Source organism: Streptomyces sp. A 4/2 (assembly GCF_940670765.1).
Taxonomy (GTDB): domain Bacteria; phylum Actinomycetota; class Actinomycetes; order Streptomycetales; family Streptomycetaceae; genus Streptomyces.
This window is the reverse complement of sequence record NZ_CALNVW010000007.1, coordinates 101,001-115,380: the sequence shown is the minus strand read 5'-3', so window position 1 is coordinate 115,380 and position 14,380 is coordinate 101,001. Positions and strand designations below refer to the sequence as shown.

Genomic DNA, 14,380 nt, shown 5'->3' with positions numbered 1-14,380 from the left:
AATGGGACGGGAGAAGGAGCGGGGTGTGGTGCGTGCCACACCCGGTGACGCCGCCCCCTATTTGCCGGCCGGTCAAAAACCGGCACCCCCTGGAGCAGGTTCTTCGTGATTTCGACCGCCATTCGGCTGGCGCGCGTAGGCAGCCGGTCCGAGCTGTTCGCCGCAGCCTTCATGGGGCTCAGCTACCCGTGCGTGATGATCGCCGCACTCATCCCCAATATCTGGTTCTTCGCCGCTGCCACCGTCGTGACGTACGTCTCCGACTGGTTTCTCCATCAGCGCGGCAGCTATCTGATCAATCGCCTGGCGAAGGTCCGGGCCGGTCTGTCGATCCGATTCCTGCTGCGTGAACTGCTGCTTATTCTGCTGCTGGCCCGGCTGGAGCTCGCCGATCAGAACGTCTACTACGCCGCCGTCGCCTGCTTCCTGGTCTTCTACGGTCTCCAGGCCGCGCACGGCACCCTGACCACCCTCATCCGGCTGCGCCGGGTCATGCCCGTGGTCACCCGCAACGTCGACCTGGGCTCGATCCGGGTCCCCGAGGCCCCGCCGCGGCTGCTGCTCAACCGAGCCGCCGAGAAGATGCTCCACCTGGACGTCTTCGCGGTGATCGGCCTGCTGATCGCCGCCCGGACCGGGACCGACGACTACGGGTACATCGGCATCGTCGCCACCCTGGCCCTCGGCGTCCTCTACATCGCCGTGCTCGTCCCGTACATAAAGAAGGGCCGCAGGCTGCCGAGCGCGGCCGAGGTGCTGGAAGGTCTCGACGGCTGGCTGCGCGAGTACCGGCCGACCGTCGCGCTCTACTTCTCCGGCTCCAGGGACTCCGCCTACCAGGTCAACATGTGGCTGGAGACGATGTCCCAGGTCGAGGGGCGCCCGCTGATCATCCTGCGGGAGCGCGCCATCGTGCCGCAGCTCGCGTCGACCGCGGTGCCCGTGGTGTGTGTGCCGGGTGGCGTGCACCTGATGAACATGGACCTCTCCACCGTGCGTGTCGCGCTGTACGCGGCGAACGTCGGCAAGAACATCCACATGCTGCGCGTCCCCACCATCAAGCACGTCTTCATCGGGCACGGCGACAGCGACAAGCTCGCCAGCGTCAACCCGTACAGCAAGGCGTACGACGAGGTGTGGACCGCGGGCCGGGCCGGGCGCGACCGTTACGCGCTGGCCGACGTCGGTGTGCGCGACGAGGACATCGTCGAGGTGGGCCGCCCGCAGCTGGCACCCATCCGGAGCTGGACCGGCACCCCGAAGCAGCAGATCCCGACCGTGCTGTACGCGCCCACCTGGGAGGGCTGGGACGACAACCCGGGCAACACCTCCCTGCTGCTGGCCGGCGAGAACATCGTCCGGCGGCTGCTCACGGCCGAGCAGCCGGTCCGGGTGCTCTACAAGCCGCACCCCTTCACCGGCACCCGCAGCGCCAAGGCCAAGGCGGCGCACATCCGCATCACCGCCATGGTCGAGAAGGCCGCCGCCGCCCGCGCGGCCGAGCCCCGCTGGACCGAGCTGTCCGCCGCGACGGCGGCCGACCGGACGGCGGCCCGAGCCGAACTGGTCCGGATCGAGGCCAGGCTGGCCGAGCTGGAGAGCTCCGGCAGCGAGAGCGGCGACGAGTCCGACGCCTCGCGGGTCTCGCTGGCCGACCCCGCCCGCGAGGACGAGACCGCCGCGCTGCGCGGCGAGTGGAACAGTGCCTACTGGCGCACCTTCGGCTGGTGGGAGCACCGGGTCATCGAGGGCGGCGAGCCCCGTCTGTACGACTGCTTCAACGAGTCGGACGGCATGGTCTCGGACATCTCCAGCGTCGTCTCGGACTTCATCGCGAGCGGCAAGCCGTACGCGGTCACCGACTCGGCCGAACTGGGCGTGGAAGAGTTCAAGCGGCAGAACACCGCCGTACGGGCCGCCGTCATCCTCTCCAACAGCGCCAAGGAGATCGGCGAGCTGCTGGCGTCGATCACCGACGCGGCGGCCGACCCGCTGGCGGGCGACCGGCGGGAGCTGAAGCAGTATCTGCTCGGCCCCGACGAGCCGACCTCGATGGAGCAGTTCAACGCGGCGGTACGGGCGTTGACGGCCAAGGCCGAGGCGCGCAACCAGGGCGTGGCGCAGCGCACCGCCGGTCCGGACGGCGCACCCGGCCTCAACGACTCCGGCGTGACCGGTGTCGATTCGGCGGTCGGCGGCTGACCGTTTCCCGGCTCCACGGGTGCCTCACGGCCGTCCGCGCACAGTGCGCGGGCGGCCGTTTCGCGTGCTGCGGGGCGGTCCTCGGGCGCCCGGCACTTACGGTGCCATCACGCCAGAACGGATAAAATCCGACCGGACGGATCAAGCTCTGCCAGACCGACTGCTCGCCAGGGACCGAATCGTGAAGGCTCTTGTACTTTCCGGCGGCGCGGGCACGCGCCTGCGCCCCATCACGCACACCTCAGCGAAACAGCTCGTCCCCGTGGCGAACAAGCCCGTGCTCTTCTACGGGCTGGAAGCCATCGCCGACGCGGGCATCACCGACGTCGGGATCGTCGTCGGTGACACCGCCGAGGAGATCCGCGAGGCCGTCGGTGACGGATCCCGGTTCGGCGTCAAGATCACGTACATCCCGCAGGAGGCCCCCCGGGGGCTGGCCCACGCGGTGCTCATCTCCCGCGACTTCCTCGGTGACGAGGACTTCGTCATGTACCTCGGCGACAACTTCATCGTCGGCGGCATCACCGGCCTGGTGGACGGCTTCCGCGAGGCCCGCCCCGATGCCCAGATCCTGCTCACCCAGGTCCCCGATCCGACGTCGTTCGGCGTGGCCGAACTCGACGGGAACGGCCGGGTGGTGGCCCTGGAGGAGAAGCCGGAGGTCCCCAAGAGCGACCTCGCGCTCGTCGGCGTGTACCTCTTCACCCCGGCCGTGCACGAGGCGGTCCGTGCCATCGAGCCGTCCTGGCGCGGCGAGCTGGAGATCACGCACGCCATCCAGTGGCTGATCGACCAGAAGCACGACGTGCACTCCACGACGATCTCCGGCTACTGGAAGGACACCGGCAACGTCACCGACATGCTGGAGGTCAACCGGGCGGTGCTGGAGACCGTCGAACCGTGCGAGGACGGCACGGTCGACGGGGCCAGCGAGATCATCGGCCGGGTCAGGATCGAGGCGGGCGCCCGGGTCGTCCGCAGCCGTATCGTGGGCCCCGCCATCATCGGCGCGGACACCGTGATCAGTGACGCGTACGTCGGTCCGTACACCTCGGTCTCCGAGCGGTGCCGGATCGAGGACAGCGAGATCGAGTACTCCATCGTCCTGCGGGACGCGTCGATCGCCGGGGTCCGCAGGGTGGAGGCCTCACTGATCGGCAGAGGCGTCGAGGTGACACCCGCGCCACGCAACCCGGCAGCCCACCGACTCGTGCTCGGCGACCACAGCAAGGTGCAGATCTCTTCATGACGAACAGGATTCTGGTGACCGGCGGCGCCGGCTTCATCGGCTCGCACTACGTCCGTACGGTCCTCGGACCCCAGGGCCCGGGTGACGTCTCCGTCACCGTGCTCGACAAGCTCACCTACGCGGGCAACCCGGCCAACCTCGACGAGGTAAGGGACGACCCCCGGTTCGCCTTCGTCCAGGGCGACATCTGCGACCCCGGCCTGGTGGACAGGGTGATGGCGGACCACGACCAGGTGGTGCACTTCGCCGCCGAGTCGCACGTCGACCGGTCCATCGACGGCGGCGCCGAGTTCGTCCGGACGAACGTGCTGGGCACCCACACCCTGATCGACGCGGCACACCGGGCCGGCATCAAGACCTTCGTGCACATCTCGACCGACGAGGTGTACGGCTCGATCGACGAGGGATCCTGGCCCGAGACCCACCCGCTGGAGCCCAACTCCCCGTACTCGTCGGCCAAGGCGTCCAGCGACCTGATCGCGCTCTCCTACCACCGCACCCACGGCCTGGACGTGCGCGTGACCCGCTGTTCCAACAACTACGGGCACCACCACTTCCCGGAGAAGGTCATCCCGCTGTTCATCACCAACCTGCTGGACGGCAAGTCCGTCCCGCTCTACGGCGACGGGGGCAACGTCCGCGACTGGCTGCACATCGACGACCACGTGCAGGGCATCGAGCTGGTCCGTACGGAGGGCCGCGCGGGCGAGGTCTACAACATCGGCGGCGGCACCGAGCTGTCCAACAAGGAGCTCACCGGCCTGCTGCTCGACGCGTGCGGCGCGGACTGGGACACCAGCGTCGAGTACGTCACCGACCGCAAGGGACACGACCGCCGCTACTCGGTCGACTGCACCAAGATCCGTACGGAGCTGGGGTACGAGCCGCGCAGGAACTTCGCCGACGGGCTCGCGGAGACCGTGCAGTGGTACCGGGACAACCGCGCCTGGTGGGAGCCGCTGAAGGAGCGCGCGGCGCTCGTCTGACGGGCGCCGCGTTCGGACAGGGCCTCGGGTAGCGTCGACCGGGGGCCCGACGTACCACGGAACAGGTGAGAGATGAGCGGCAGTTGGCTGGTCACCGGAGCGGGCGGCATGCTCGCGAAGGACCTCGTCGCGAGGCTGGCCGGCGAGGGCACACCCACGGTGGCTCCCGACCGCACGGCCCTGGACATCACCGACCCGGCGGCGGTCACCGCGGCCCTCGCCGCCCACCGCCCCTCGGTCGTCGTCAACTGCGCGGCCTGGACCGCGGTCGACGACGCCGAGTCCGAGGAGGACCGGGCACTCGCCGTCAACGGCACCGGGCCACGCGTCCTCGCCGAGGCCTGCCGGGAGAGCGGTGCGGTGCTGTTCCAGGTCTCCACGGACTACGTGTTCGCCGGTGACGCCACCGAGCCGTACCCGGAGGACGCCCCGGTCGCCCCGCGCAGCGCGTACGGACGCACCAAGCTGGCAGGGGAGCGGGCCGTCCTGGACACGCTGCCCGAGCGTGGCTACGTGATCCGCACGGCCTGGCTGTACGGGGCCGGCGGCGCGAACTTCGTCCGTACGATGATCAAGCTGGAGGGCGTCAAGGACACCCTGGACGTGGTGGACGACCAGCGCGGGCAGCCCACCTGGACCGTTGATCTGGCGGACCTGCTGGTACGGCTGGGCGCGGGCGCCCTGGCGGGCACCGCGCCCGCCGGTGTCTACCACGGCACCAGCGGCGGCGCGACGACCTGGTTCGGCCTCACCCGGGAGATCTTCCGGCTGCTGGACGCCGATCCGGACCGGGTGCGCCCCACCACCAGCGAGGCCTTCGTACGGCCGGCGCCGCGGCCCGCGTACAGCGTGCTGGGACACGACCGCTGGGCGGCGGCGGGAATCGAGCCGGTGCGTGACTGGCGGCTCGCACTCGGCGAGGCGTTCCCGTCACTGGTCGCCACCGAGCGGTCCTGATCCCTGGCAAATAGCGGTTTAAATAAATCGCTGCGCATTCACAGGCCCCTTGCCGATGGGGTAACTTCGCCGGAGATCGGACCAGTTGCTTTCCGACGAAAGGCGCTCCTTGTGAACCGTCATGAATTCCTGCGCGGCCTCCATCGCGTATACCGGCCCCGGAACTATCTGGAGATCGGGGTCAATGACGGGCGCAGCCTGGCGATATCCCGGGTCCCTTCTGTGGCCGTCGACCCGGCATTCAAGGTCGTGACATCGATCAGTTGCGACGTCCATCTGGTCAAGGCGACGAGCGACGATTTCTTCGCCCGCAAGGATCCGCTGCTGCATCTGCGGCCCGGCCGCAATCCCTTCCGTGCGCTCGCCCGCCGGGACCCCCTCCAGATGCTCGGCGGCGATCCGAAACTGGAGCTGTCGTTCATCGACGGCATGCACCTTTTCGAGTTCGCGCTGCGGGACTTCATGAACGTCGAGAAGCACGCGCGCTGGAACAGCGTGATCGTGCTCGACGACATGCTGCCGCGCAATGTCGACGAGGCGGCCCGCGACCGGCACACCAGGGAGTGGACGGGCGACGTGTACAAGGTCGCCACCGTGCTGCGGCGTTTCCGCCCGGACCTGCTGGTCGTCGAGGTGGACACCGCGCCGACCGGCGTGCTCGCCGTCTTCGGCGCGGATCCGGGCAGCACCGTGCTGAAGGAGAAGTACGAATCCATCCTGGCGGAGTACGTCACCGCGGACCCGCAGGACGTCCCCGACGAGGTCATGACCCGCAAGCGCGCGGTGGCACCGCAGGCGCTGCTCGGCGCGGACTTCTGGCCCGGCCTGGTCCGGGCCCGTAACCTCAACCGCTCACGCGCCGCCTTCACCGGGCTGCGCCGGAGCATCGAGCGGGTCACGGGCTGAGCAGCTCACCGGCCGGGCGGGTGCCCGGCCGGGGCCGTTGTTCAGCCGCGCAGCTTCGCGGCGTACGCGACGCAGTCCGCGTAGGACGGCAGCAGGCCGCTCGCCTCGGCCTCGGCGAGCGTCGGGGCCGCCGCGTCCTTCTCGGAGAGCAGCGGGGTGAGGCCCGCCGGCCAGTCGATGGCCAGCTCCGGGTCGAGCGGGTGGATGCCGTGCTCGCGCTGGGGGGCGTACCCGGTGGAGCAGAGGTAGATCACCGTGGCGTCGTCGGTCAGCGCGAGCAGCGCGTGGCCCAGCCCCTCCGAGAGGTAGACGGAGCGGTGGTCCACATCGTCGAGGCGTACGGCTTCCCACTGCTTGTACGTCGGTGAGCCGACCCGGATGTCCACCACGACGTCGAGAACGGCGCCGCGCACACACTTGACGTACTTGGCCTGGCTCGGCGGTACGTCGGCGAAGTGGATACCCCGCAGGGTGCCCCGGCGGGACACCGAGCAGTTGGCCTGGGCCAGCCGCAGCCCGTGACCGGCAGCCTCGGCCAGGTCCGGCTCCTTGAACCACTCGTGGAAACTGCCGCGGCTGTCCGGGAAGACCTTCGGCTCGTGCACCCAGGCTCCCTCGATGGCGAGCTGCCGCATTTCGATCACGTCCTTTTCTGCGTTCACCGAGGCCTCTGCCGTGGCCCGCACGGGTGGTCAGCCACCCAGCTTCGCGGCGAGCCGGCGGACCCTCTTGCGGGCCGCCGGGGGAAGCCGGCGGACCAGTGGGCCGCCGAGCGTCCTGAGTCCGTTCCGCAGTGCCGTCCGGCGCCGCCGGACGATCATCGCGCGGATCTCCCCGCGGTCGGCGTACGGCACGCTGTCGTCGGGCCGCAGTCGGCCGTTCTCCGTGACGGTGACGTCGCACAGGGGCAGTTCGGGCCCCTTCGCGCCGTCCAGCCGGACACCGAGCTGCCAGCTCCCGGCCGGGACGCCGGGGGCGCGGGCGGGCAGCGCGAGATGGAAGCGGCCCAGGACCGGCCGGAGACCGACCGGCAGGAAGTGCCCGGCCCCGCTGTCGGAACTCAGCACCAGCTCCGCCGTGGTGGCCGTGGCCGGATCCGGGGCGAAGACGCCGAGCCGCAGCTCGGCGGAGCGGCCGGGCATTCGGAGCACCGGGTGGGCCGCCAGCGCCCGTCCCAGCTTCTTGCCGCGGCGCCCCACGTCGAGCGTGAGGTTGCTGTGCGGGTGCGTGAAGTACGGGATCACCGGGCGGGCCGGAGAGCCGAGCAGCGCGGGCCGGACCGCCGCGTCGACCCGCGCGTGCCGGTCGGCGCCGAGCCTGACCTTGCGGACCAGGCCCAGCCCGCGCACCGTGACCCAGACGTCCCAGAAGCCGCGGGGGAGCGGGCCGCGGTCCCGGAAGGCGTCGGCGGGCAGTTGGGCGGTGCCGCGCAGGATGACCTGGCAGCGTCCGTCGCCCAGGTCCTCGGCGGCTGCGGTGAACGTCACCGGGCACGGCCACTCGACGGCCGTCTCCCGGTCGCGCAGGGCGACTTCGGCCTTGAACGCCTTGATCTCGCCGGTGACGTCGAGCGGTTCACCGGTGGGCAGGCCGGCGTCGGGCAGGTCGGCGTCGGGCCGTTCACCGTCGGGCAGCGGGTCCGCGGTGAGGGCGGGGTGGAGCAGGATCCGGTCGTCGGAACGGAGCAGCGCGAGCGGCGCCTTGTCCTTGCCCACGGTGAGGCGGGCGCTGAGGGTGACGGTGAGCAGGCCGCCGGGCTGCCAGGCGATGTCCTCCAGGCGCGCGGCGCTCTTCACGGTGGCCGCCTGCCGGGCGAGCTTCACCAGACCCTGCCGGTCGTCGTCGCGCAGCAGCGTGGAGCGGAGGCGGTTGACCGCGCCGAGACCCTCGTGCACCCCGTCGCCCATGAACCCGGTGGCCAGCGGGCGGACCGCGTCCACCATCTCGTCGAGGAAGGCGGCGTCGTAGCCGAGGACGGCGGGCTCGCTGAGGCGGCCCAGCATCTCGACCCGGTAGAAGCGCCGGAGCAACCGGTCCTGGAAGGCGCCCGGTTCGGTCCGGGTCCCGACGACCTCCAGCACCTCACGCAGATTCCCGTAGTACCCGGAAGGGACGATTCTCGTGGAACCCGAGTTGTTTCCGTCGTCGCGCTTCGAGTAGTAGTAGCAGGTGTACGAGCCGAGAATGGATACGGTCTCGGCCGGGAAATACGCCTGCATCATGTAGAGCTGGTCCTCCAGCCTGCGCCGGCCCTCCGGGTAAGCGATCTTGTTGTCGCGGAGGAAATCCGTCCGGAACATCTTGTGCGCGGTGAGACTGTCGTGGAGCGGCGCGGTTTCCAGCGTGCACTTCTCCCGGTCGGTACGGAAGATGCCGTGCGGAACTCCGCGGAAATCGCTGGCCACCTTGCCGATCACGATGTCCGAGCCGTTGCGGTGCCCCATGGCGTACATGCGCCGCAGGGCGTCCCGGCCGAGATGGTCGTCGTGGTCGACGAACTGGACGTACTCGCCCCGGGCTTCGGCCACACCGATGTTCCTCGGCTTACCCGGCCATCCCGAATTGGGTATGGTTTTCACCCGGAAATGCGGATGCTCGGCGGCCAGCTTTTCCAGTCTGGCGGGAGTGTCGTCCGTCGAACCGTCGTCGATGAAGAGGACTTCGAATTCGTCCGCGGGGAGAGTCTGCTGCAACAGGGATTCAATGCACGGGTCTATGTACTTTCCCGAGTTGTACACCGGGATGACGACACTCACTTTGACCGGCAATGTATGCGCCTCGTGTCTGGTAGGGATTTTCCCTGTGCTGGTGAGCGCGTGACGGCACCACTTCCGGGCGCTGCGTACGGGACCCGCCGGGCGGCACTCTATCCGGTGTGCCGAACGCCACTTCCCGGACCCCTCACGTATGGGGAATGTAAAATTCCGGATGGGGTGAGGAGAGGGAGATCGTGAAACCAATCCGGGGGTACCAGGCAACCATCTGGCGCATTAGCCCGTCTCCCTCGTGTGATGAGTACCTGTGAGCCCGATGTGACTGTCGTCGTCGGCGCCTATGAAGCGATGCCGTACCTCGTGAAGTGCCTGGCATCCGTCGAGTCCCAGACCCTGGGCGCGGACCGGATCGAGATCGTCGCCGTGGACGACGGATCGACCGATGGCACGGGGGAGTACCTCGAAGAGTTCGCAGCGAGATCAGTGATACGCACCACAGTCGTCAGACAGGAGAACTCCGGAGGGCCCAGCGGCCCGCGCAATGTCGGTCTCGGACTGGCCCGCGGCCGTTACGTGTTCTTCCTCGACGCCGACGACTATTTCGGCGAGGAAGCCCTCGAACGAATGGTCGCCATGGGTGACCGGGCCGGTACCGATGTCGTGCTCGGAAAGGTCGTCGGCGTCAATCGCGGGGCCCCGAAGTCCATGTGGAAAGAGACCGTCGAGCGCGCGGACGTCTTCTCCTCACAGATCAAGTTCACCCTCAGCGCGCAGAAGCTGTTCCGGCGCGAACTGCTCCTGCGCCTGGGCATGAAATTCGACGAGTCGCTCAAGACCGGTGAGGACGCGCTCTTCACCCTGGAGGCATATCTGCGCGGCGGGGGTGTCTCCGTCGTGTCCGATTACACCTGCTACTACCTGGTGGGGCGCGACGACGGCAAGCACGTGACGAAGAGCGGCACCTATGTGCTGCGGTTCGACTCCGCGCGGGCGCTGACCGGACTGATAGCCGAGTACGTCGAACCGGGCCCGCAGCGCGACCAGTTGATGATGCGGCCGTTCATCGTCACCCTGCTGCCGCAGTTCGGCCCCGGCTTCCTGAAGCAGTCCGACGAGGTCCAGCGCAAGCGGATGGAACTCGCGGCCCCGATGATGGCCGCGTACTGGAACAAGGGCGTGGCACGCAAGCTCAAGCCCATCGAACGGCTGCGGCTGCAGTGCGTCGCGCAGGGCCGCATCGACCTGCTCTGCGAAGTCCTCCGCTACATGAAGGCAGGCAAGGAACCCGAGCGGGTCGGACGCGGGCTGAACGGCACCCACCACCTCGCCCTTCCGTACTTCCGGGACCGCGAAGCGGGCATCCCGGACCATGTGTACGCGGTACGGGGAACCCCCGTCTGGCGGCGGCTGCCCGCAGTCGGCCGCACCCGGCTGCGCAGAGTGCGGAAGTGGGCGGCAGCACGCCCTGTCCAGCGCGTGGAATCCCCGAGCGGCGGTCGGCGCGGCTGACATAGATTCGCCCGTGTGACAGAGGCAAGGCAGCTCGTAACGGAAGCCCGCAGGATCGTCGTGAAGGTCGGTTCCTCCTCCCTCACGACCGCGGCAGGCGGCCTCGACGCGGACCGGGTGGACGCCCTCGTCGACGTACTGGCCAAGGTCAGGAGCGGTGGCGAGAAGGAGATCGTGCTCGTCTCCAGCGGCGCCATCGCCGCCGGGCTGGCCCCACTGGGGCTGGCCCGCCGCCCCAAGGACCTGGCCAGACAGCAGGCCGCGGCCAGCGTCGGCCAGGGGCTGCTCGTCGCCCGGTACACCGCGTCCTTCGCGCGCTACGGCGTACGCGTCGGCCAGGTGCTGCTGACCTCCGACGACACCAGCCGCCGGGCGCACTACCGCAACGCCTACCGGACCCTCGACCAGCTCCTCGCCATGGGCGCGCTGCCGGTCGTCAACGAGAACGACACCGTCGCCACGGACGAGATCCGCTTCGGCGACAACGACCGGCTCGCCGCGCTCGTCGCCCATCTCGTACGGGCCGATCTGCTCGTCCTGCTCTCGGACGTGGACGGCCTGTACGACGGCGATCCGGCCAGACCGGACACCAGCCGGATCCCGGAGGTGGCGGGGCCCGGCGACATCGCGCACGTCACCATCGGCGCCGCGGGCAAGGCGGGCGTCGGCACCGGTGGCATGGTCACCAAGGTGGAGGCCGCCAGGATCGCCGCGGCGGCCTCCATCCCCGTCGTGCTGACCTCGGCCTCCCGCGCCGCCGACGCCCTCGCCGGCCGGGACACCGGCACGTACTTCCACCGCACCGGGCGCCGCTCCGCCGACCGGCTGCTCTGGCTCCAGCACGCGTCGACCCCCCGGGGCGCGCTCACCCTGGACGACGGGGCGGTACGGGCGGTCGTCGAGCGCAACTCCTCGCTGCTGCCCGCCGGGATCGCCGCGGTCGAGGGCGAGTTCAGCGCCGGGGACCCGGTCGAGCTGCGGGACACCGCGGGCCGTACGGTCGCCCGCGGACTGGTGAACTTCGACGCCAAGGAGCTCCCGCAGCTCCTCGGCCGCTCCACCCGCGACCTCGCCCGCGACCTCGGTCCGGCCTACGAGCGGGAAGTCGTACACAGGGACGACCTGGTCGTCATGAACCCCTGAACGCACCCCTGAAACGGCTGAAAGTCCAGGTTTGCGGCAGAGACCTTCCGGAAAACCGTCACACGCCGGGCGCCGGGCTGGTCAACTTTGTCCCAGGGGTAACTGCGGGGGCAGTCACAGCAACGCACACAGGAGGCCGCCGGTGAGACGAGCGCGTCCGGGGGCGCCTCCCCGAGGGGCCGGGGAGCGGACCCTGACGAGTGTCGGCGCGGGGGCCGACTTCGAGAACCGCCGGGAAGCGGACGGCCGGGCGGCAGATGCGGAGCAGGGCACGGAGAAGCACAGGGAGGAAGCCACTCTGTCGAAGCTGTGGCACATCACCCTGAGCGTCTCGGGTCCCGCGGCCCCGCTCAAGGAGGTCAGACGGGGCCTCGAACAACTGGCGCACGACCATCCCTTCCTGCTGACCAGCCGGTACGCCGACGACCACGCGGAGATCCGGTACTGGGAGGAGGCCAGGGACCTGCATGACGCCGCCGCGGTGGCGCTGCGGCTCTGGGGCGAGCACCGGTCGACGGCGAAGCTGCCGCCGTGGGAGATCGTCGGTCTGGAGGTCATCGACCGCGAGACGTACCACCTGCGCATAGCCGAGGGGTACGGCCCGCCGCCCGCGGCTCCGGTCGGGGTGCACCCCTACTGAACCCGGCGTCTCGGAGCATGGGACACCGGGCGGATGCCCGCAGACGGCCCATTAGTCTGCGGGCATGACCTCGCTCTCCCCGCACTCCGCCCCGTCCCCGGTCATCCTGGCCGCCCAGCGGTCCCGCGCCGCCGCGGCGGACCTCGCACCACTGCCGCGCGCGGCCAAGGACGCCGCGCTGCTGGCCGTCGCCGACGCGCTCGAAGCCCGTTCGGACGAGATCGTCGAGGCCAACGCCGAGGACGTCGCCAGGGCCCGCGCCGCCGGTACCGCCGAGACGGTCATCGACCGGCTCACCCTCACCCCCGAGCGGATCCGCGCCATCGCCGGCGACGTACGGGACGTAGCGGCGCTGCCCGACCCGGTCGGCGAGGTCGTACGGGGCTCCACGCTGCCCAACGGGATCGACCTGCGCCAGGTGCGGGTGCCGCTCGGCGTCGTCGGGATCATCTACGAGGCCAGGCCCAACGTGACGGTGGACGCCGCCGCGCTCTGCCTGAAGTCGGGCAACGCGGTACTGCTGCGCGGCTCCGCGTCGGCGTACGCCTCCAACACCGCGCTCGTCGCGGTGGTGCGCGACGCCATCAGCGGAGCGTCCCGCGGCGAATCCGGCCAGGACGGACCGGAGTTGCCCGCCGACGCCGTCCAGCTGGTCCCCGGCGAGTCCCGTGACTCCGTACGCGAACTGATGCGGGCCCGCGGCCTGGTCGACGTGCTGATCCCGCGCGGCGGCGCCTCGCTGATCCGCACGGTCGTCGAGGAGTCCACCGTTCCGGTCATCGAGACCGGCACCGGCAACTGCCATGTGTACGTGGACGCGCAGGCCGACATCGGCACGGCCGTCGACATCCTCGTCAACTCCAAGGCGCAGCGCCCCTCCGTCTGCAACGCGGCCGAGACCCTCCTGGTCCACCGGGACATCGCGGACGCGTTCCTGCCGGCGGCGCTCGACGCCCTGGCCGAGGCCGGGGTGACCGTGCACGGCGACGAGCGGGTGCTGCGGTACGCCGCCGACTCGAAGGTGGAGGCCGTCGAGGCCACCGAGGCGGACTGGGAGACCGAGTACCTCTCGTACGACATCGCGGCTGCCGTGGTCGATTCGCTGGAGGCGGCCGTCGCCCACATCCGGCGCTGGACCTCCGGACACACCGAGGCGATCGTCACCACCTCGCAGGCCGCCGCCCGCCGCTTCACCCAACTGGTCGACTCCACCACCGTCGCGGTGAACGCGTCCACCCGGTTCACCGACGGCGGCGAGTTCGGATTCGGCGCGGAGATCGGCATCTCCACCCAGAAGCTGCACGCACGCGGACCGATGGGCCTGCCCGAGCTGACCTCGACCAAGTACATCGTGACAGGAGACGGTCACACCCGGTAACGGTCCGATCGGTCGACTTCGCACTCTCCCTGCCCAAACCCACCCTTCGGGTCTACTCTGATGGCGTGCCGGACGACGTGGGGGGCAAGCCGTTCCAGGACGGCTGGGAGCCTGACGACGACCGCGGAGGAGCGGACGAGGAATTCGCCTCCGTGGTGTTCGGCGAGGACTTCGTGCGGGCCGCCACGATCCACGAACCGACCGCCGTGGAGCGGCTGCTGGCCGCTGCCGAGGCACGCGCCGAGGCCGAGGCGGCCCGAGCGCGGGCGAGCGCCCTGTCGGTCGACGACGACCTCTACGAGGAGTACTTCGGCGAAGGTACGGGCGGCTACGGCCGTCCGTACGACCCGGAGCGGGCCGGCGGATACGACGGCCCCGACGGCGGCGAGAACGGTCCCTACGGGCGGCACGGCGGCGTACTGCGGCCCTACCGCGGCCGGGCCCGCTGGCTCCGGCCGGTGGCCTGGCTGCTGGCGCTGGTGATGGGGATCGGCATGGTCGCCCTGGCCTTCGCCGCCGTGTACCACGGAGCGTCGGCCGGCCGGCAGGACCAGGTGCCGCCGCCCGTCACGACGGGGGTCGGCAAGGTATCGGGCGGCGCAACCGTCACCCGGCCGCAGGTATCCGCCCCCGCCACGGCTCCGGCCGGTTCGTCGCCGCCCCGGGTTTCGGCCATTCCCCGTACGCCCTGACCAC

The 14,380-nt window shown here is 70.2% G+C and carries 12 protein-coding genes; 10 read left to right on the top strand and 2 right to left on the bottom strand.

What is annotated here, in order from left to right:
• Positions 1-105: 105 nt before the first annotated feature.
• From NBY69_RS04515 to NBY69_RS04495, 5 genes are all read left to right on the top strand, one after another.
• On the top strand, positions 106-2,202 hold the full coding sequence (locus tag NBY69_RS04515; protein ID WP_266643194.1) for a hypothetical protein: 2,097 nt from the start codon (positions 106-108) through the stop codon (positions 2,200-2,202).
• A gap of 181 nt (positions 2,203-2,383) precedes the next feature.
• The gene (locus NBY69_RS04510) at positions 2,384-3,451 is read left to right on the top strand and encodes a glucose-1-phosphate thymidylyltransferase (RefSeq protein ID WP_250298414.1); all 1,068 of its coding nucleotides are present in this window, start codon (positions 2,384-2,386) and stop codon (positions 3,449-3,451) included.
• Positions 3,448-4,437, top strand: a complete 990-nt coding sequence (rfbB, locus tag NBY69_RS04505) for a dTDP-glucose 4,6-dehydratase (protein ID WP_250298413.1) — start codon at positions 3,448-3,450, stop codon at positions 4,435-4,437. The genes NBY69_RS04510 and rfbB overlap by 4 nt, the downstream gene beginning before the upstream one ends.
• A 72-nt stretch (positions 4,438-4,509) precedes the next feature.
• Positions 4,510-5,394, top strand: a complete 885-nt coding sequence (gene rfbD / locus NBY69_RS04500) for a dTDP-4-dehydrorhamnose reductase (RefSeq protein ID WP_250298412.1) — start codon at positions 4,510-4,512, stop codon at positions 5,392-5,394.
• Between the two features lie 111 nt (positions 5,395-5,505).
• Positions 5,506-6,300 carry a class I SAM-dependent methyltransferase gene (locus tag NBY69_RS04495; protein ID WP_250298411.1) on the top strand — a complete coding sequence of 265 codons (795 nt, stop codon included), beginning with the start codon at positions 5,506-5,508 and terminating at the stop codon, positions 6,298-6,300.
• 41 nt (positions 6,301-6,341) lie between these two features.
• On the opposite strand, the gene rfbC is transcribed toward NBY69_RS04495, so the two are convergent.
• Both rfbC and NBY69_RS04485 read right to left on the bottom strand, forming a co-directional pair.
• The gene (gene rfbC / locus NBY69_RS04490; protein WP_250298546.1) at positions 6,342-6,935 is read right to left on the bottom strand and encodes a dTDP-4-dehydrorhamnose 3,5-epimerase; all 594 of its coding nucleotides are present in this window, start codon (positions 6,933-6,935) and stop codon (positions 6,342-6,344) included.
• A gap of 57 nt (positions 6,936-6,992) precedes the next feature.
• Positions 6,993-9,056 carry a glycosyltransferase family A protein gene (locus NBY69_RS04485; RefSeq protein WP_250298410.1) on the bottom strand — a complete coding sequence of 688 codons (2,064 nt, stop codon included), beginning with the start codon at positions 9,054-9,056 and terminating at the stop codon, positions 6,993-6,995.
• A 255-nt stretch (positions 9,057-9,311) separates the two neighbouring features.
• On the opposite strand from NBY69_RS04485, the gene NBY69_RS04480 reads away from it, so the two are divergent.
• From NBY69_RS04480 to NBY69_RS04460, 5 genes are all read left to right on the top strand, one after another.
• On the top strand, positions 9,312-10,523 hold the full coding sequence (locus NBY69_RS04480) for a glycosyltransferase family 2 protein (protein ID WP_250298409.1): 1,212 nt from the start codon (positions 9,312-9,314) through the stop codon (positions 10,521-10,523).
• A 15-nt stretch (positions 10,524-10,538) separates the two neighbouring features.
• Positions 10,539-11,666: a glutamate 5-kinase gene (proB, locus tag NBY69_RS04475; RefSeq protein ID WP_250298408.1), complete on the top strand. Its 1,128-nt coding sequence runs from the start codon at positions 10,539-10,541 to the stop codon at positions 11,664-11,666.
• A gap of 142 nt (positions 11,667-11,808) precedes the next feature.
• Positions 11,809-12,306 (top strand): hypothetical protein, encoded by a 498-nt coding sequence (locus NBY69_RS04470; protein ID WP_250298407.1) that lies wholly within the window; start codon positions 11,809-11,811, stop codon positions 12,304-12,306.
• A 64-nt stretch (positions 12,307-12,370) separates the two neighbouring features.
• Positions 12,371-13,684: a glutamate-5-semialdehyde dehydrogenase gene (locus NBY69_RS04465; protein WP_250298406.1), complete on the top strand. Its 1,314-nt coding sequence runs from the start codon at positions 12,371-12,373 to the stop codon at positions 13,682-13,684.
• A gap of 65 nt (positions 13,685-13,749) precedes the next feature.
• Positions 13,750-14,376 (top strand): hypothetical protein, encoded by a 627-nt coding sequence (locus NBY69_RS04460; protein ID WP_250298405.1) that lies wholly within the window; start codon positions 13,750-13,752, stop codon positions 14,374-14,376.
• Positions 14,377-14,380 lie beyond the last annotated feature (4 nt).